Genomic DNA, 17,701 nt, shown 5'->3' on the forward strand with positions numbered 1-17,701 from the left:
GGAAATAAAAATGTCGATTCTGATCAACAAAGACACCAAAGTCATCACCCAGGGCATCACCGGCAAGACCGGCCAATTCCACACCCGTATGTGCCGCGACTACGCGAACGGCAAGGAAGCTTTCGTCGCAGGCGTGAACCCGAAGAAAGCCGGTGAAGATTTCGAAGGCATTCCAATCTACGCATCGGTCAAGGAAGCCAAGTCGGAAACCGGCGCCACCGTGTCGGTCATCTACGTCCCACCGGCAGGCGCAGCCGCCGCCATCTGGGAAGCCGTCGAAGCCGAGCTGGACCTGGCAATCTGCATCACCGAAGGCATCCCTGTCCGCGACATGATGGAAATCAAGGATCGCATGGCCAAAGCCGGTTCCAAGACCCTGCTGCTGGGCCCGAACTGCCCAGGCCTGATCACCCCTGACGAAATCAAGATCGGCATCATGCCGGGCCACATCCACAAGAAGGGCCGTATCGGCGTCGTGTCGCGTTCGGGCACCCTGACCTATGAAGCAGTCGGCCAGCTGACCGCGCTGGGCCTGGGCCAATCGTCGGCAGTCGGCATCGGCGGCGACCCGATCAACGGCCTGAAGCACATCGACGTGATGCGCATGTTCAACGACGATCCTGACACCGACGCGGTCATCATGATCGGCGAAATCGGCGGTCCTGACGAAGCGAACGCTGCTCACTGGATCAAGGACAACATGAAGAAGCCAGTGGTTGGCTTCATCGCTGGCGTCACCGCGCCTCCGGGCAAGCGCATGGGCCACGCCGGCGCGCTGATCTCGGGCGGCGCCGACACCGCGCAAGCCAAGCTGGAAATCATGGAAGCCTGCGGCATCAAGGTCACCAAGAACCCGTCGGAAATGGCGCGTCTGCTGAAGGCGATGCTGTAATTCTGGCGATCTCTTGATCGAAAGCTAAACGGGGAGCTTCGGCTCCCCGTTTCTATTTGCGGTTCTATTTTTCGTCGCCAATCTTCGTCGCCTGACAAAAATTGCCGTACGGCACTGACAAATTTTGTCACCTGAGCCGTCAAATTTTGTCGCGCCACAGGGTTTTGTTATCTCCTTGTTCATAAAATCGACCGTTTCTTGCTGCTTTTGAGCTGGCACGCGGCTTGCGTATAGGAAAGCGTAGCAGCTGAGCAGTACAAGATACGTCGTCCTACTTTTGAAATATCACTCCTGGAGAGAAAAATGAACTTCAAGCAAATGCCAAGCAAAAACGCCCAAGGCGGCTTCACTCTGATCGAACTGATGATCGTCGTTGCGATCATCGGTATCCTGGCTGCTGTCGCTATCCCGCAATACAGCAATTACACCATTCGTTCGAAAATCGCCGCAGCGATGGGTTCTGTCGCTTCGCTGAAGACTGCGGTTGGTCTCTGCATCCAGGAAGCCGGCGGTACTAAAGATGGCTGCGATACCACTGCAGAGGATGCCGCGACCGGCATCCCGGCGTTCACCCCGACCAAAGAACTGGCTGCAGTTAGCGTGACCGATGGCGAAATCAGCCTGACCTTCGCTGAAGGTATCGCCACCGGCGTTGACGGTCTGGTTGCTTCGATGGATGCTGAAGTAGCAGGTCCAAACATCAACTGGCGTAACAACGCAGGTACTGTCACGAACGAAATCGCTGTGGCTGAACTGACCAAGAATAATCCACCGGCTGCTGAGGAAGAAGGCGAATCTGGCGGCTAACCCTAATACGCCGAACAAAAAGCCCGCTTCACAGCGGGCTTTTTGCTTTCCAACTTACTTCGCAGCAGGCTGTGTCTTCAGGTACTGATCCAACCATCCCACCACAGTGTGATGCCACTGCACCGAGTTCGCCGGCTTGAGCACCCAATGGTTCTCATCCGGGAACACCAGCAGCTTGCTCTCGACACCCATGCGTTGCAGCGCGGTAAACGTCCCCAGCGCCTGCGCGGTAGGAATGCGGAAGTCCAGATCGCCCTGGATCACCAGCATCGGCGTCTTCCACTTGTTCACGTGATGAACCGGATTGAAGCGCTCATGGTTCTCCGGCACCTTGAAGTAAGGCCCGCCGCTCTCCCAATCCGTAAACCACTGTTCCTCGGTCGAATACGCCATGCCGCGCGTATCGAACACGCCGTCGTGGTTGACGATGCACTTGAACTCATCCGACCAGTTACCCGCGATCCAGTTCATCATGTAGCCGCCGTACGACGCGCCCAGTGCGCAGTCGCGTGAACGATCGAGCCATGGGAATTTCTGCACCGCCGCGTCATACCCTTTCTGCAGGTCGACCAGCGGCTTGCCGCCCCAGTCATTGCTGATCGAATCGGTGAACTTCTGGCCGTAGCCGGTCGAGCCGTGGAAATCGATGAACACGGCCGCATACCCCGCGCCCGCATACACCTGCGGATTCCAGCGATAGCTCCAGCTGTTGCCGAAGCTGCCCTGCGGGCCGCCGTGGACGATGAAGGCGACCGGATACTTCTGGCCCGGCTGCGCATTCCACGGCTTCATCACGTAGCCGTACACGGTCTCGCCATTGGCGCCGGCAAACGAGAACTGCTCCGATTCGCCAAAGCGCACGTCCTTCAAACGTTCCGTGTTCACATCGGTCAGCTGCTTCGGCTTGCCGCCCAGCTTCATCGAGAACAGCTGCGCGCCCGATTGCAGGTTGGCGTGGGTGTACGCCAGCGTGTCGCGCCGCAGGTCATACGCGCCGACCGCGCCCTTGTCGGTCAGCGGCGTCACCTTGCCGCTGGCGACGTCGATCGAGAACAGGCGGTGCTGGCCGATGTCTTCGGCATCGACGATCAGCGCCTTGCCGTCCGCACGCCACACCAGGTTGCCGGCCGAGCGGTCCCAGTCGGCCGCCAGCTTGCGCTTCTGGCCGGTGGCCACGTCCATCAGCATGACCTGGTAGCGGTCGGCCTCGAAGCCGGGACGCGCCATCGCGAGATAGGCCAGGGTGCGGCCATCCGGCGAGAAGGTGCCCTTGGTATCCCAGGCTGGATTGTCCTGGGTCAGGTTGCGCGGCGCCGCGCCGCCCGCGGCCGGCACGCTGTACAGGTCGAAGTTGGTCGACCAGGCTTCGGTCTTGCCGGCGATGCGCGCCGAGAACACGATGGTCTTGCCGTCCGGGCTGAAGCGGTACTCCTCGCGGTCGCCGAACGGCTTCGACGGCACGTCGCCGTCGAGCGAGCCGGACAGGCTGACCGGTTCGCCGCCGATCTTGCCGTCCGCACCCAGCGGCGCCGAGAACAGCACGGCGTTGCGGTGGTCGTTCCAGGTATCCCAGTGACGCACGAACAGGCGGTCATAGACCTTGCCGGTGGCCTTGTCCTTCTCCCTGGCATCCAGGCGCGATTTGGTGCAGGCCAGGTCGGTGCAGTCGCGGAACACGGCCAGGCTGAACGCCAGGCGGTCGCCGCCTGGCGCGAGGCGGAAGTTGTCGACGTCCAGCGGCAGGTTCGTCACCTGCACCGCCTCGCCGCCGGCGACCGGCTGGCGCCATACCTGCGACGATCCCGAGCGCGCCGACAGGAAGTAGACGGCGTCGCCCGAGGGCGACCATTCCGGGTCGCTGCTGCTGGACGCGTGCTGGCTCAGGCGCTGCGGCGCGGGCTTGGCGGCGCGCAGGTCGACCATCCACAGTTGGGTATTGCCGCGGTTCTTTTCCATGTCCGTGCTGCGCACGGTATAGATCACGCGCGTGGCGTCCGGCGACACGGCCGGGCTGCCTACCCGTTCCATATTGACCAGGTCTTCCACGGTAAAGCCGCGCGGCGCGGCCATTGCGGTGGTGGCGGCCAGCAGGGCCGCCGCCATCGTCAGCAAGCGAAATGTCATTCCATCCTCGTCGATCAGTGCCGCGGCAGGGTGCCGCAGGCAAGCCGGCAATTTACCACGATGTCATCGAGTATGAAGCTGACATCCTCCCCTTCACTGGTGTGACCAGGACGGGGAGCGCTGCTTGGCAAGGCGTTTATTTCGGCATGATGACGGTATCGATCACATGGATCACGCCGTTGTCGGCTGCGATGTCGGTCTTGGTGACGGTGGCCTTATCGACCATGACCTTGCCACCAGTGACTTTTACTGCGAACGCACTGCCCTCGACGGTCTTGACGTCGCCAGGTTTGACGTCGGCAGCCATGACCTTGCCAGGCACCACGTGATAGGTGAGTACTTTGGAGAGTGCTGCTTTGTCTTTCAGCAGGGCATCCAGCTTGGCTTTGGGGATTTTGGCAAATGCCGCATCGGTCGGGGCAAAGACGGTGAATGGACCCGGGCCCTTCAGGGTATCGGTCAGACCAGCGGCCTGAACCGCGGTGATGAGGGTATTGAACGTGCCAGCCGATTTCGCGGTATCCACAATATCCGCCGCCTGAACGGAAGCAAAGGCAAATGCGAGGGGCAAAGCAATCAAGATCTTTTTCATGTTGGCTCCAGAAGTCGGGGGTTAAAGGTTCAATATGAACCGTTCTGAAGCGAATTTACGCGGATTCACTGACGCGGTCTAATGTGCGAAGCGATGTTGTCCTATAAAATAGGTTCAAACGTGGTTCGCTTATGCGAATGTAAGATAGGAACGGTATTGCGTATGCGACAACAGCCGTCCTGCAGCATATTGTTGAGCATATAACTGTAGGCCTTTTCATTTCGTGACAGCATTCATTTTCAAATATTTAGTTCAATTTGGGGTGTTTAACTCATGGATTCATTCAAAACGGGACAAGAGCGGATCATGTACCGCACCGGCGCAGCCGCAAGGTTGGCAGGCCTGCCAGTTGAAACGCTGCGTGTATGGGAGCGTCGCTACAGTCTGTCGGATGCCCAGCGCTCCGAGCGTGGCCAGCGCCTCTACTCGGCCGAACAGGTCGCGCGGCTCGGCCTGCTCAAGCAGCTGGTCGATCAAGGACACTCGATCGGCGTGCTGGCAGGCCTGAGCCGGGACCAGTTGCAATCGATGCTGGGTTTGGATGGACAGGCACGGGCGCTCCAGGCCGCTCCAGTGCGTGTGCTGCTGGTGGGCGCCATGCTGGCGCGCCGCGTTGCCGCCATGGGGCAGAGCGCCCTTGGACTGGATGTGCGCGGCCACAGCGCTGGCCTTGCGATGGCGCAGGAGTTACCGCGTGATACAGGCGCCGACGTGCTGGTGATCGAGCAGTCCGAACTCGATGAACGGGTGATGCCGGCCATTGCCGCCGCGCGCGAGGCAAGCGGCGTGGCTGCGGTCGTTGTGCTGTACCGCTTTTGCTCCAGCGCCACTATCCGCACCCTGCGTGCGCAAGGCTGCCTGGTCGCGCGTATTCCCGCCGATCTGAATGAACTGGCCCTGCTATGCCATTCGGCCCTGACCGGCCACCGTCCGCCGCTGCAGGAGCCGGTTGCCGCCGCCGTCGCCCCACCGCGTTTCGCCGACGAAGACCTGGCCAATATTGCGGCCGCCGGCAACCGCCTGACCTGCGAATGCCCGCGTCACTTGACCGAATTGCTGATGATGGTCGGCAGCTTTGAGCGCTACAGCCAGCATTGCGCATCGCGTAATCCTGAAGACGCGGCGCTGCACGCCGAGCTGGCGCTGGCCTCGGGCCGCGCGCGGGTGGTGCTGGAGGCAGCGATGGAAAGGCTGGCGATCGAGGAAGGATTGCCGTTGCCGAAAGGCTGGGCCTAGACGATCTTGCCGCGGTCGGCCAGCAGCGCCTCGTAAGTCATGTTCTGCAGCAGCGTGTAGTGGACCGGATCGAGATCGATGAACTGCACGCCATAGCTGTACATCTCGGCCTGGCCGTCCGCCGGCTTGCCGACCGCCAGGTTCCGGATGCTGGCCCGGGTGCGCACCTGGGTTTCCCGGTTGTCGGGCGGGACCATCAGCGCGAACCGCAGATCCACGATGTCTTCATCGGGCGGCAAGGGCTGTGACGAATCGATGCGGGCGCCCGTCACCGACACGTTCGCCAGCTGGCAATCCATCGGCGCCGCGACCTTCATGCCGGCCACCCGCACCGGCAGGTCGGCGCGCACCCGCATCGCGCCGCGCAGGCTGGTGCCCTGGATCGAGGTCGGGAATGAAAGATGGACGTAGAACAGGGGCCGGCTGAAAACGCGCTCGACCGTGGAGGCGAACGAACACACGTTCACGCCCGAAAACACCCGGATCGTCACGCGCTCGCCTTCGGTCAGTCCGATCGGCACGCCGTCCTCGAAGGGAATCTTGAGGATGAGGTACTCGTCCCTGACGTAGCCGATGAGGCTGGAAAAATGCGCGACCGGCTTGAGCCGCCGGTGCGTGATGAGCTGCAGGCGGACGCCGACCTGCATGTTCAGCGTTTCGAATTCGTATTCCTGGGGCTTCAGCTCATGGGCTTGGGCGCTGTTCATATCGGTAAAACAAGCGGGCGGCCATTGCCGCAGAGAAAAGCCGGCATGATAGCAGCAGCTTTACCTCTGGAATGTATCTTAATGTCACTGCTTGCTTCCGACAGCTGGTAGCAATAAGTCAATGGCGGCCGCATTCGCCTGCCGGCTCCGATGACCAGCGAAGAAAAACGAGCCCCCTCGAGTCAGGTCAGGTTGAGCTGCCATGAAACGCCAAAGCGGTCGTTCAGCCAGCCGAACTTGCGGCTGAACCCATAATTGTCCGGCGGCATCAGCAGCTTGCCGCCGTCCGCCAGCCGGGCGAAGGCGGTGTCGAACTCGGCCTCATCCTGGCACTCCACGAACAGCGACATGGATGGCGTGAAGGTAAACGCGTGCCTGGCCGGACTGTCGATGCAGATCACGGGCTGGCCGGCGAGGGAGAAATCAGCCCGCTTGACGGTCCCTTCGGGGTCCATTTCGCCGCTCTTGTAGTGCTCGATCTGCTGGATTTCGGAGCGGGCGAACAGCGAGACATAGAAACGCATCGCTTCCTCGGCCGAACCTTCGAACATCAGAAATGGAGTGATGCTGCTTGCCATGGTCGTCTCCTGTTGAGTAATGGAGCGCGGCGCTCAGCGCGCCGTTTTCCAGCCGCCCGCCATGGCGTCGGCAAAGCTCTGCCCCATGATCTCGACCGCCTTCTGGTTGGCGCTGATGAGCCGGCCGAATGACTGCTGCTGGACCGACACGGCATTCCTGGTCAAGGCTTCGGCGCACGACTGCGAAGCGGCGATGAAGGCCTTCATCGTCTCTTCCATGACGATCTTGGACGAGCTGATCCAGAGCTGCTCCAGGCTGGCGCGGGTCGAATCCGCGTAGACATTGGCGATCTTCAGGAATGCATCTTGATAGGGCAGGGCGTTCAGCTGGGCGGTCGCTGCGGTGAACTGCGGGTATGCGGTCGTCATGACACATCCTCTCGGGCAGATAGCAGGTTGGAGTGGGGAAAGACGCTTTGGGCGTCGCCCATCAGTATAGGCCGAGTATGGACGTTGTCTACAGCATTGGGCAAGTTGTCGAACCGGTCAGGCGTCGATATCGGCGGTCCAGTCCCCGCTCTTGCCCCCGTGCTTCTCCATGACCCGCACATCCGTCATCACCATCCCCCGATCCACCGCCTTGCACATGTCGTACACGGTCAGCAGGCCAACCTGCACCGCAGTGAGTGCTTCCATCTCGACCCCGGTCTTGCCGATGGTTTCCACCTGCGCCCGGCAATGCACGCTGTCGGCCGCCTCGTCGATCTCGAAATCCACCGTCACGCGCGTGATCGGCAGCGGATGGCACAGCGGCACCAGGTCGCTGGTGCGCTTGGACGCCATGATCGCCGCGATGCGGGCGATGCCGATCACGTCGCCCTTCTTGGCGTTGCCCGACGTGATCAGGGCCAGCGTCTCCGGCTTCATGCGGATGGTCCCGGCCGCCACCGCGGTGCGGTGCGTGTCCTGTTTCGCGCCGACGTCGACCATATGGGCCTGGCCGGTGGCGTCGAAGTGGGTCAAATGGTCTGCGGTCGGGATCGGATTCGTCATTACTCGGTTAATACGTTCTGGTTACAAAATGGTTCGCTGAGCAGCAAGATGTGCGCGGATGCAGGTATGATAGCACCGTGAAATCCGTCGTCCGTCCAGCAATGACGCGCCGCTGGCGCTCCTCCCTGTCCGTCATGGCCTTGTGCATGGCGACCGCCTTCCCCGTTGCAGCGCAGTCCGACGTGTTCAGGCGGCCCGATTCGACCCGCCTGCCCACGCTCGGCGACACCGCGCGCGGCGACCTGTCGCCCGTCGTCGAGCGCAAGCTGGGCGAGGAATTCATGCGCGACGTCCGGCGCGATCGCGATTACCTCGACGACGAGCCGATCTCCGAATACCTGAACAATTTCGGCAATGGCCTGGTCGCCGCCGTGCCCGGCGCGCGCGGCGAGACCAATGCCGACTTTCACTTCTTCGCCGTGCGCGATCCCGCCCTGAACGCGTTCGCGATGCCGGGCGGCTTCATCGGCGCCCACTCGGGCCTGATCATCGCGGCCCAGACCGAATCGGAACTGGCCGGCGTGATGGCGCACGAGATCGGCCACGTCACCCAGCGCCATATCGCGCGCCGGCTGGGCCAGCAGCGCCAGGACGTCCTGCTGCCGCTGGCGTCGATGATCCTGGCGGCGCTGGCGGCCCGGGCCAGCTCGGATGCGGCTATGGGCGTGCTGATGGGAGGCCAGGGCCTGGCCGTGCAGCGCCAGCTGAACTTCAGCCGCGACGCCGAGCGCGAGGCCGACCGCGTCGGCTTCCAGATCATGGAGGCGGGCGGCTACGATACCACCGGCATCGTCGCTTTCTTCCGGCGCCTGCAGGCCGCCTCCAGGCTGTATGGCGACCTGCCTCCCGGCCTGGCCAGCCTGAGCAGCCACCCGCTGACCCAGGATCGGATCACCGACATGCAGGCGCGTATCCGCGAGATTCCCAAGAAGCAGCGCATCGACAGCCTCGATTTTCATCTGGTGCGCGCGCGCACCCGCGTGCTGCAGGACGGGAGCGAGCAGGGCCGGCGCGACACGCGCACCGCCTTCGAGACCCAGCTCAAGGAGCAGCCCCACCGCCAGTGGCAGGCCGGAGCCCAGTATGGCCTGGCCTATCTGGCGCTCAAGGAGAACGACCTGGCCGGCGCGCAGCGCTGGCTCGACAAGGCGCTCGAGACGATGAAGCCGCGCGAAGGGGTGCTGTCGGTGGCGCCGTCGAATGTGGGCGATGGCGCGACCATGTTCGCCGGGCTGGCGCTGGAGATCAAGATGGCGCCGGGCCAGCCGAGGTCCGTGCTGGAAGAAGCGGTCAAGGACGCCGATGCGGCGCGCCAGCGCTTCCCGCTGTCGCGTTCGCTCGCGCACCAGTACGCGCAGGCCCTGATCGCGACCGAACGTTTCGATGAGGCGGCGTTGTTCCTGCGCGACCAGGCCCAGCAGTATCGGGAGGAACGCAAGCTGCACGACATGCTGGCCAGGACCTATGCCAAGCAGGGCAAGATCGCGCTGCAGCACATGGCGCTGGCGGAATCGTACGTGCTGGCCGGCGCCGTGCCGGCGGCGATGGCCCAGCTCGAACTGGCGCGCAAGGCCAGCGATGCGTCGTTCTACGACCAGGCGGTCATCGATGCGCGCGTGCGCGAGCTGCAGGAGAAACAGAAGAAAGCGAAGGAAGAGGCCGAAGAGGAGTGATTCAAGGCATCGGCGTCCGGTTGAAGCCGAACCTGGACGCGATGTCGTCGGCCGCCATCCGTTCGACCTCGTGCTGCCTGCCGTTCCATGGCAGCACCAGGCGACCGTCGCCATTTTGCAGCCACGCCATCACCGCCTCGTCCGGGGCCGCGGCGCCGTCGAGCTCGAGCAGGCCCAGCACCTGGGCCACGTCGCGGTCGTCCAGCTGCGCCACCGTCTCGCCCGCCACGAACACCAGCGCGCCGGCATCGCTCAGACAAACCCGCTCGACATCGGCCAGCGCCTGCCCGGTCTGCAGCACCAGCCCTTGCTGCGGATCGGTGCGCGCGATGAAGGGCGTGGCCTCCAGGTTCACGTACACGCGCTGCGGCCCGTTCTGGAAATACCAGTTGCCGCGCTCGTCGTGCAGGTAATTGCGGTTGATGAAACCCAGCAGCGCAGGATTGTTCAAGCGATCGCCCGCCGCGTTGGCGCGCTGGGCCGCTTCGTCGCGCATGCGCCAGCCGCCGCGCGCGTCGAGCGCGAGCCAGCCGTAGCAGTGGGGCACGTTCGGCCACTTGGCCATTGCCTGTTTTACGATATCGTCCATTCAGGCAGCATCGCATGGTTCGGCCGGCGCCAGCGCGCGCATGCCATTGACGGAATCAAAGTGGTGCAGGATACGCCGCGGCAGCCAGTCGATCCGTCCCGGGAACGGGCCGACGGCAAAGCCGACGTGTCCACCCTGCGCCGGATACTCGAGCGTCACCGCGTTCGACGCCGACGTCGGCAGGTGAATGCCCGGCAAGAAGGGGTCGTTGCGGGCGTTGAGCACCAGCGTCGGCACCGTGATGTCGTGCAGCACGTGGCGGGCGCTGGCGCGGTGCCAGTAGTCGTCGGTGTCGCGGTAGCCGTGCAGCGGCGCCGTGACGACATTGTCGAAGGCATACAGGTCGCGCGCGGCCAGCAGGGCGGCGCGGTCGAACAGGCCGGGAAATTGCTCCAGCTTGGCCAGGCACTTCGGCTTGAGGGTCTGCAGGAACATCCGGGTGTACAGCATATTGAAGCCGGACGACAGCGCTTCGCCCCCGCGCGCCAGGTCGAGCGGGGCCGACACGGCGCAGGCTGCATCGACGATCTCGGCGCCATGGCCCGATTCGCCCAGCCAGCGCAGCAGCGCATTGCCGCCCAGCGAGACGCCGGCCGCGTACAGCGCGCCTTGGTGGGAGGCGCGCAGCTTGCGCACGATCCAGTCGACTTCGCTTGCGTCGCCCGAGTGATAGAAGCGCGGCGCCAGGTTGGCTTCGCCGGAGCAGCCGCGAAAATGCGGCACCACGCCCGACCAGCCGCGCGCGGCCAGCGCCGCCATCAGGCCGCGCGCGTAATGGCTGTTCGAACTGCCTTCCAGGCCATGGAACAGCACCACCAGCGGCTGGCCGGGCCGGCCGTCCACGAAGTCGAGGTCGACGAAGTCGCCATCCGCGCTGTGCCAGCGTTCGCGGCGGTAGGCGACCGGCGGCTTGGCGATGCAGGTCGCCGGATAGATGGTCTGCAGGTGGCCGCCGGGCAGCCACGAAGGAGCGGGGTAGCGCATGAAAAAGAGGCACTTGCGTGCCTCTGGAGAGAAATCAGTGGTGCTTGAGCACGGTGCCCGGCGCCAGGCGGTACTGGGTGCCGCAGTAGGGGCACTTGGCCTCGCCGTGGTGGTCGAAGTCGAGGAAGACGCGCGGGTGCGAGGACCACAGCGGCATTGCCGGGTTGGGGCAATAGGCCGGCAGGTCCTTGGCCGTGAGCTCCACCACAGGCATCGTCTTTTGATTCATCTGTTTCTCTCCGTCAGGCAAGTTGGGCAAAGACTGGATTTTAACGGATTCGCTCTATTGTCGAAATGACCGTAAAATAATGCGTTCAGCATAAAGAGCATGATCGACGCCTGTTATATTGAGCGTCCAACCATGCCACATCCATACATGCGTTTCATGCCCGACCGTTTCAAGCCTTCCGCCTTCGCCGACATCCCCGTCCGCCGTTGCAAGAATGCCACAGATATGTCTGTGCTGAACGCGCCGCGGTCTGTTGCATGAGCGCGGCCGACGATCCGGGCCAGCCTCCCGCCTCCATCGGCGACGCGCCGAACCGCGACGCCTGGAACGAAGGTTTCAAGACCGGCCTGCCGACCCTGTTCGGCATCGCCGCCTGGGGCCTGGTGGTCGGCATCGCCATGGTCAAGAGCGGCCTGTCGGTGCCGCAGTCGCTGGGCATGACCTTGTTGGTGTTCGCCGGCTCCGCCCAACTGGCCTCGCTGCCGCTGATCGCCGCCCAGGCCCCGATCTGGGTCATCTTCGCCACCGCCCTGGTGGTCAACCTGCGCTTCGTGATCTTTTCGGCGCTGCTGGGGCCGCATTTCGCCCACCTGCCATGGAAGCAACGCTTTTATCTTGGTTATATCTCGGGCGACCTGACCGTCGCGCTCTTCTTGCAGCGCTATCCGACCCTGGCGCCGGTGGCGGGCAAGCTGTCCTACCTGAAGGGGCTGATGTATCCGAACTGGTTCGCCTGGCAGATCGGCTCCATCCTCGGCATCTTCCTCGGCAGCGCGGTGCCGGCCGAATGGGGCCTCGGCTTTGCCGGCACCCTGGCCATCCTGTGCATCATGGTGCCGCTGATGATCAATAACGCTGCCCTGTGCGGCGTGCTGGTGGCGGGGGCGATCTCGGTGCTGGCCTACGACTTGCCGTACAAGCTGGGGCTGCTGCTGGCGGTACTGGTGGGAATGGTCACCGCGATGGTGATCGAAGAAACGTTTGCGAAAGCGAAGGTGCGCCGTGGCTGACTGGGAAATCTGGGTCGTGATCGGCGTGCTGTGCGTGGCCACCGCCGCCACCCGCAGTTCGTTCTGGATGATCGGCCACCGCGTGACGATCCCGCCGCGGGTACAGGAAATGCTGCGCTACGCCCCGGCCTGCGCGCTGGCGGCCATCATCGGGCCCGACTTCCTGATCGATGCGCAAGGCGACGTGCAGCTCACGCTGGCGAACCCGAAACTGCTGGCCGGCCTTGCCGCCTTCGTCTTTTATATGTGGCGCCGTAACATGTTGCTAACGATTTTATTCGGCATGCTTGTCTTTACGCTGTTGCGTGTACTGCACGTTTTCGGTCCCGTCAGCTAATGTACAATGACGTTTTTTCACTATTGCCACGCCGACCAAATGGACGCTCTCCGTTTCACCCGCCTGCAAGACCTGATCGATCAACAAGCGCTGCAAGGCAAGCGCGTCTTTATCCGCGCTGACCTGAACGTCCCTCAAGATGACGCTGGCAATATCACCGAAGACACGCGCATCCGCGCTTCGGTGCCGGCGATCCAGGCCGCCGTCAAGGCCGGCGCGGCGGTGATGGTGACGTCCCACCTGGGCCGTCCGACCGAAGGTGAATTCAAGCCGGAAGACAGTCTGGCGCCGGTCGCCAGGCGCCTGTCCGAGCTGCTGGGCCAGCCCGTCGAACTGAAACAGGATTGGGTCGATGGCGTCGACGTCGCGCCGGGTTCGGTCGTGCTGCTCGAGAACTGCCGCGTCAACAAGGGCGAGAAGAAAAACAGCGACGAGCTGGCGCAGAAAATGGCCAAGCTGTGCGACGTGTATGTGAACGATGCCTTCGGCACCGCCCACCGCGCCGAAGCGACCACCCACGGCATCGCCAAGTTCGCGCCGATCGTGGCCGCCGGCCCGCTGCTGGCCGCCGAACTGGACGCCCTGGGCAAAGCCCTGGGCCAGCCGCAGCGTCCGCTGCTGGCGATCGTCGCCGGCTCAAAGGTATCCAGCAAGCTGACCATCCTGCAAAGCCTGGCCGACAAGGTCGACAACCTGGTCGTCGGCGGCGGCATCGCCAATACCTTCATGAAGGCCGTCGGCCTGAACATCGGCAAGTCGCTGGTCGAGAACGACCTGGTCGATGAAGCCAAGGCCATCATCGAGAAAATGTCCGCGCGCGGCGCGCAGGTGCCGATTCCCGTCGACGTCGTGTGCGCGAAAGAGTTCGCACCGACCGCCGCCGCCACCGTCAAGGACGTCGCCGATGTGGCGGACGATGACATGATCCTCGACATCGGCCCGAAAACCGCCGCCATGCTGGCCGGGCAGGTCGCCAAGGCCGGCACCATCGTCTGGAACGGTCCGGTCGGTGTCTTCGAATTCGACCAGTTCGCCGAGGGCACCAAGACCCTGGCGCTGGCCATCGCCCAGTCCCAGGGCTTCTCGATCGCCGGTGGCGGCGATACCCTGGCCGCGATTGCAAAATACAAGATCGCCGACCAGATCGGCTACATTTCGACCGGCGGCGGCGCTTTCCTGGAATTCTTGGAAGGAAAAACCCTGCCAGCGGTCGACATCCTGCTGCAACGCAGCGTCCACTAGAACTAGCCTGAGACCCTAGCGCAGCCAGTCTGCGCTTTGTTTTTATACAAGGACAATCCATGTACCGTGGCACCAAGATCGTCGCAACCATCGGCCCTGCTTCGACCGACTTCGATATTCTCGTCAAAATGATCCGCGCCGGCGTCGACGTCGTGCGCCTGAACTTCTCGCACGGGAAGGCGCAGGACCATATCGATCGTGCTGCGCTGATCCGGCGCGCCGCCGAGGAGTGCGGCCGCGAAGTGGCGATCATGGCCGATATGCAGGGTCCGAAGATCCGCGTCGGTAAGTTTGAAGAAGGTAAGATCTTCTTGAACAATGGTGACCGCTTCATCCTGGATGCCAAGTGGGGCGATAACGGCGAGCTGGGCAACCAGGAGCGCGTCGGCCTGGACTACAAGGCGCTGCCGCGCGACGTCAAGCCGGGCGACAAGCTGCTGCTGAACGACGGCCTGATCGTCCTGATCGTCGACCGTGTCGTGGGCCACGAGATCTATACCACGGTCAAGGTTGGCGGTGAACTATCGAACAACAAGGGCATCAACCGCCAGGGCGGCGGCCTGACCGCGCCGGCGCTGACCTCGAAGGACATGGAAGACATCAAGACCGCGATGACCTTCCAGGCCGACTACCTCGCCATCTCGTTCCCGAAGAGCGCGACCGATATGGAAATGGCGCGCCAGCTGGCGAACATCGCCGGCGAGCCGTACGGCCACAAGCCGATGATGATCGCCAAGATCGAGCGCGCCGAAGCGATTCCGCTGCTGCAAGAGATCCTGGACGCGTCGGACGGCATCATGGTCGCCCGCGGCGACCTGGCGGTCGAAGTCGGCAACGCCGCCGTGCCGGCGCTGCAGAAGCGCATGATCCGCATGGCGCGCGACTCGAACAAGCTGGCGATTACCGCGACCCAGATGATGGAGTCGATGATCGTCAACGCCGTGCCGACCCGCGCCGAAGTGTCGGACGTGGCCAACGCCGTGCTGGACGGCACCGACGCCGTCATGACCTCGGCCGAGACCGCATCGGGCAAGTACCCGATCGAGACCGTCGAGATGATGGCCGCGATCTGCGTCGAAGCCGAGCAGTCCGAATACAACAAGATCGACGTCGACTTCCTGAACAAGCAGTTCACCCGCATCGACCAGACCATTGCCTATGGCACGCTGTTCACCGCCCACCACCTGGCCGTGAAGGCGATCGTGGCGCTGACCGAGTCGGGCTCGACCGCGCTGTGGATGAGCCGTCACAGCATCGACACCCCGATCTTCGCCCTGACCCCGCTGCAGGCGACGCAGCGCAAGGCGTCGCTGTACCGCAACGTGCGAGCATTCAATCTGCCGCAGGAAGGCGGCAGCCACGCGGTGCTGCGCAAGGCCGAGGAACTCTTGATGAAAGAAGGGTTCGTACGCAAGGGCGACCTGATCGTCGTCACCTGGGGCTCGCCGATGGGGCAGGCCGGTGGCACCAATGCGCTCAAGATCGTGCGCGTTGGCGAGTTTGATTAAAGGGAATCAACGAGTAGCCTGAGGCGCGACGGCGGCATCCGCCCGGCGCCGTCCAGGACGGATGGCGCCGCGCTCGGCATTCGAGATTCCCGGACAAGTTTCTTTATTGTTTTGGAGTACAACCATGGCACTCGTATCATTGCGTCAATTGCTGGACCACGCCGCCGAAAACGGTTACGGCCTGCCGGCATTCAACGTCAACAACCTGGAGCAGGTGCAGGCCATCATGGCCGCCGCCGACGCTGCCAACAGCCCGGTCATCATGCAAGCCTCGGCCGGCGCACGCAAGTACGCGGGCGAAGCCTTCCTGCGTCACCTGATCGACGCCGCCGTCGAAGCCTACCCGCACATCCCGGTCGTCATGCACCAGGACCACGGGCAGTCGCCGGCCGTCTGCATGGCCGCGATCCGTTCGGGCTTCTCGTCGGTGATGATGGACGGTTCGCTCGAGGCCGACGGCAAGAGCGTCGCCAGCTACGAATACAACGTCGAAGTGTCGAAAGAAGTGGTCAAGTTCGCGCACTCGATCGGCGTGACCGTCGAAGCCGAGCTGGGCGTGCTGGGTTCGCTGGAAACCATGAAGGGCGACAAGGAAGACGGCCACGGCGCGGACGGCACCATGACCCGCGAACAGCTGCTGACCGACGTCGACCAGGCGGCCGACTTCGTCAAGCGTACCCAGTGCGACGCTTTGGCCATCGCAATCGGCACCTCTCACGGCGCCTATAAATTCACGCGCAAGCCGACCGGCGACATCCTGGCGATCGACCGCATCAAGGAAATCCACGCCCGCATCCCGAACACCCACCTGGTGATGCACGGCTCGTCGTCGGTGCCGCAGGAACTGCTGGCCATCATCCGCGAATTCGGCGGCGACATGAAGGAAACCTATGGCGTGCCGGTCGAAGAGATTCAAGAGGGCATCAAGCACGGCGTCCGCAAGATCAATATCGACACCGACATCCGCCTGGCGATGACGGCCGCGATCCGCAAGTACATGTTCCAGAACCCGTCGAAGTTCGACCCGCGCGACTACCTGAAGCCGGCGCGCGAAGCGGCGATGGAAGTGTGCAAGGCGCGCTTCCTGGCGTTCGGCTGCGAAGGCCAGGCGAGCAAGATCAAGCCGATCCCGCTGGACAAGATGGCCGAGCGTTACAAGGCCGGCGAACTGGCCCAGATCGTCCAATAAGTCGGAATGCCGGCTTTTTGACGTAAAATATCGCATTGCACAGGCCTATACGGCCTGACTTTCTCAACCGGCGGCCTTTGTCGCCGGTTTCCGCTTTCCTGATAGCCCATCTATGAACAGCCTTTACCAATCCTCCATCCAGTCCCTGCCACTGCTCGGTCACGGCAAGGTGCGCGATAACTACGCCGTCGGCGACGACAAGATCCTGATCGTCACCACCGACCGCCTGTCGGCCTTCGACGTGGTCATGAACGAGCCGATCCCGGGCAAGGGCATGGTGCTGAACCAGATGAGCGATTTCTGGTTCGAGAAGCTCGGCCACATCGTGCCGAACCACCTGACCGGCGTGGCGCCGGAAAGCGTGGTCGCCGAGAACGAGGTGGAGCAGGTGCGCGGCCGCGCCGTCGTGGCCAAGCGCCTCAAGCCGATCATGGTCGAAGCCGTCGTGCGCGGCTACATCATCGGCTCGGGCTGGAAGGACTATCAGCAAAGCGGCGCGATCTGCGGCATCCAGCTGCCGGCCGGCCTGCGCCAGGCTGACAAGCTGCCGGAACCGCTGTTCACCCCGGCCGCCAAGGCCGAACTCGGCGAGCACGACGAGAACATCTCGTTCGCCGAGATGGAACAGCGCATCGGCGCCGAGTTGGCCGCCAAGATGCGCGACGTCAGCATCAAGCTGTACACCGCCGCCGCCGAATACGCCGCTACCCGCGGCATCATCATCGCCGACACCAAGTTCGAATTCGGCCTCGATGAAAATGGCGTGATGCACCTGATGGACGAAGTCCTGACCGCCGACTCGTCGCGCTTCTGGCCGGCCGATTCGTACGCGCCGGGCATGTCGCCGCCGTCGTTCGACAAGCAGTTCGTGCGCGACTACCTGGAAACCCTGACCGACTGGGGCAAGACCGCACCGGCGCCCGCGCTGCCGGCGGACGTCATCGAGAAAACCCAGGCCAAGTATTTCGAAGCCATCGAACGCCTGACCGGCGAGAAGCTGAAGGCGTAACA

The 17,701-nt window shown here is 63.3% G+C and carries 19 protein-coding genes; 10 read left to right on the forward strand and 9 right to left on the reverse strand.

What is annotated here, in order from left to right; translation table 11 throughout:
• Positions 1–10: 10 nt before the first annotated feature.
• On the forward strand, positions 11–892 hold the full coding sequence (sucD, locus tag LO55_RS09330) for a succinate--CoA ligase subunit alpha (protein ID WP_005664967.1): 882 nt from the start codon (positions 11–13) through the stop codon (positions 890–892).
• A 303-nt stretch (positions 893–1,195) separates the two neighbouring features.
• Entirely contained in the window at positions 1,196–1,699 is a 504-nt protein-coding gene (locus LO55_RS27180) for a pilin (RefSeq protein ID WP_071361246.1), read from the forward strand.
• A 54-nt stretch (positions 1,700–1,753) separates the two neighbouring features.
• On the opposite strand, the gene LO55_RS09340 is transcribed toward LO55_RS27180, so the two are convergent.
• Together LO55_RS09340 and LO55_RS09345 are read right to left on the reverse strand one after the other, a co-directional pair.
• Positions 1,754–3,823 (reverse strand): S9 family peptidase, encoded by a 2,070-nt coding sequence (locus LO55_RS09340; protein ID WP_071361247.1) that lies wholly within the window; start codon positions 3,821–3,823, stop codon positions 1,754–1,756.
• A gap of 136 nt (positions 3,824–3,959) precedes the next feature.
• Complete coding sequence (locus LO55_RS09345) at positions 3,960–4,415, reverse strand: fasciclin domain-containing protein (protein WP_071361248.1); 456 nt, start codon at positions 4,413–4,415, stop codon at positions 3,960–3,962.
• A 306-nt stretch (positions 4,416–4,721) separates the two neighbouring features.
• Between LO55_RS09345 and LO55_RS09350 the strand changes: the two genes are divergently transcribed.
• Positions 4,722–5,651 (forward strand): MerR family transcriptional regulator, encoded by a 930-nt coding sequence (locus LO55_RS09350; protein WP_071361249.1) that lies wholly within the window; start codon positions 4,722–4,724, stop codon positions 5,649–5,651.
• Here LO55_RS09350 and LO55_RS09355 read toward each other — a convergent pair.
• The 4 genes from LO55_RS09355 to moaC all read right to left on the reverse strand — a co-directional run bounded on the left by LO55_RS09355 (position 5,648) and on the right by moaC (position 7,929).
• A complete protein-coding gene (locus LO55_RS09355; RefSeq protein WP_005664975.1) occupies positions 5,648–6,358 on the reverse strand; it encodes a flagellar brake protein in 711 nt (236 codons plus the stop codon). The genes LO55_RS09350 and LO55_RS09355 overlap by 4 nt on opposite strands.
• A 182-nt stretch (positions 6,359–6,540) precedes the next feature.
• Positions 6,541–6,936 carry a VOC family protein gene (locus LO55_RS09360; RefSeq protein WP_071361250.1) on the reverse strand — a complete coding sequence of 132 codons (396 nt, stop codon included), beginning with the start codon at positions 6,934–6,936 and terminating at the stop codon, positions 6,541–6,543.
• Positions 6,937–6,969: 33 nt separating this feature from the next.
• Positions 6,970–7,305 (reverse strand): hypothetical protein, encoded by a 336-nt coding sequence (locus LO55_RS09365; RefSeq protein ID WP_071361251.1) that lies wholly within the window; start codon positions 7,303–7,305, stop codon positions 6,970–6,972.
• Between the two features lie 117 nt (positions 7,306–7,422).
• Complete coding sequence (gene moaC / locus LO55_RS09370; RefSeq protein ID WP_071361252.1) at positions 7,423–7,929, reverse strand: cyclic pyranopterin monophosphate synthase MoaC; 507 nt, start codon at positions 7,927–7,929, stop codon at positions 7,423–7,425.
• Between the two features lie 101 nt (positions 7,930–8,030).
• Here moaC and LO55_RS09375 point away from each other — a divergent pair, with 101 nt between their 5' ends.
• On the forward strand, positions 8,031–9,602 hold the full coding sequence (locus LO55_RS09375; protein ID WP_071361253.1) for a M48 family metallopeptidase: 1,572 nt from the start codon (positions 8,031–8,033) through the stop codon (positions 9,600–9,602).
• A gap of 1 nt (position 9,603) precedes the next feature.
• On the opposite strand, the gene LO55_RS09380 is transcribed toward LO55_RS09375, so the two are convergent.
• From LO55_RS09380 to LO55_RS09390, 3 genes are read right to left on the reverse strand one after another with little or no spacing between them, the layout of a single operon-like run.
• On the reverse strand, positions 9,604–10,191 hold the full coding sequence (locus LO55_RS09380) for a DUF2946 family protein (RefSeq protein WP_071361254.1): 588 nt from the start codon (positions 10,189–10,191) through the stop codon (positions 9,604–9,606).
• Entirely contained in the window at positions 10,192–11,175 is a 984-nt protein-coding gene (locus LO55_RS09385) for a YheT family hydrolase (protein WP_071361255.1), read from the reverse strand.
• 34 nt (positions 11,176–11,209) lie between these two features.
• Positions 11,210–11,404, reverse strand: coding sequence for a zinc-finger domain-containing protein (locus LO55_RS09390; protein WP_005664989.1), 195 nt, complete (start codon positions 11,402–11,404; stop codon positions 11,210–11,212).
• Between the two features lie 257 nt (positions 11,405–11,661).
• On the opposite strand from LO55_RS09390, the gene LO55_RS09395 reads away from it, so the two are divergent.
• The 6 genes from LO55_RS09395 (at position 11,662) to LO55_RS09420 (ending at position 17,699) form a co-directional block, all read left to right on the forward strand.
• A complete protein-coding gene (locus LO55_RS09395; protein ID WP_071361256.1) occupies positions 11,662–12,414 on the forward strand; it encodes an AzlC family ABC transporter permease in 753 nt (250 codons plus the stop codon).
• Positions 12,407–12,751 (forward strand): AzlD domain-containing protein, encoded by a 345-nt coding sequence (locus LO55_RS09400; protein WP_071361257.1) that lies wholly within the window; start codon positions 12,407–12,409, stop codon positions 12,749–12,751. Before LO55_RS09395 ends, LO55_RS09400 begins: the two co-directional genes overlap by 8 nt.
• Positions 12,752–12,790: 39 nt before the next feature.
• On the forward strand, positions 12,791–13,993 hold the full coding sequence (locus LO55_RS09405) for a phosphoglycerate kinase (RefSeq protein WP_071361258.1): 1,203 nt from the start codon (positions 12,791–12,793) through the stop codon (positions 13,991–13,993).
• A 59-nt stretch (positions 13,994–14,052) separates the two neighbouring features.
• The gene (gene pyk, locus LO55_RS09410; protein ID WP_071361259.1) at positions 14,053–15,501 is read left to right on the forward strand and encodes a pyruvate kinase; all 1,449 of its coding nucleotides are present in this window, start codon (positions 14,053–14,055) and stop codon (positions 15,499–15,501) included.
• A gap of 124 nt (positions 15,502–15,625) precedes the next feature.
• Positions 15,626–16,690: a class II fructose-bisphosphate aldolase gene (fba, locus tag LO55_RS09415; RefSeq protein ID WP_071361260.1), complete on the forward strand. Its 1,065-nt coding sequence runs from the start codon at positions 15,626–15,628 to the stop codon at positions 16,688–16,690.
• Positions 16,691–16,802: 112 nt separating this feature from the next.
• Positions 16,803–17,699 carry a phosphoribosylaminoimidazolesuccinocarboxamide synthase gene (locus LO55_RS09420; protein WP_071361261.1) on the forward strand — a complete coding sequence of 299 codons (897 nt, stop codon included), beginning with the start codon at positions 16,803–16,805 and terminating at the stop codon, positions 17,697–17,699.
• Positions 17,700–17,701 lie beyond the last annotated feature (2 nt).

The organism is Massilia timonae, from assembly GCF_001866515.1.
In the GTDB taxonomy this organism is placed as follows: Bacteria; Pseudomonadota; Gammaproteobacteria; order Burkholderiales; family Burkholderiaceae_D; genus Telluria; species Telluria timonae.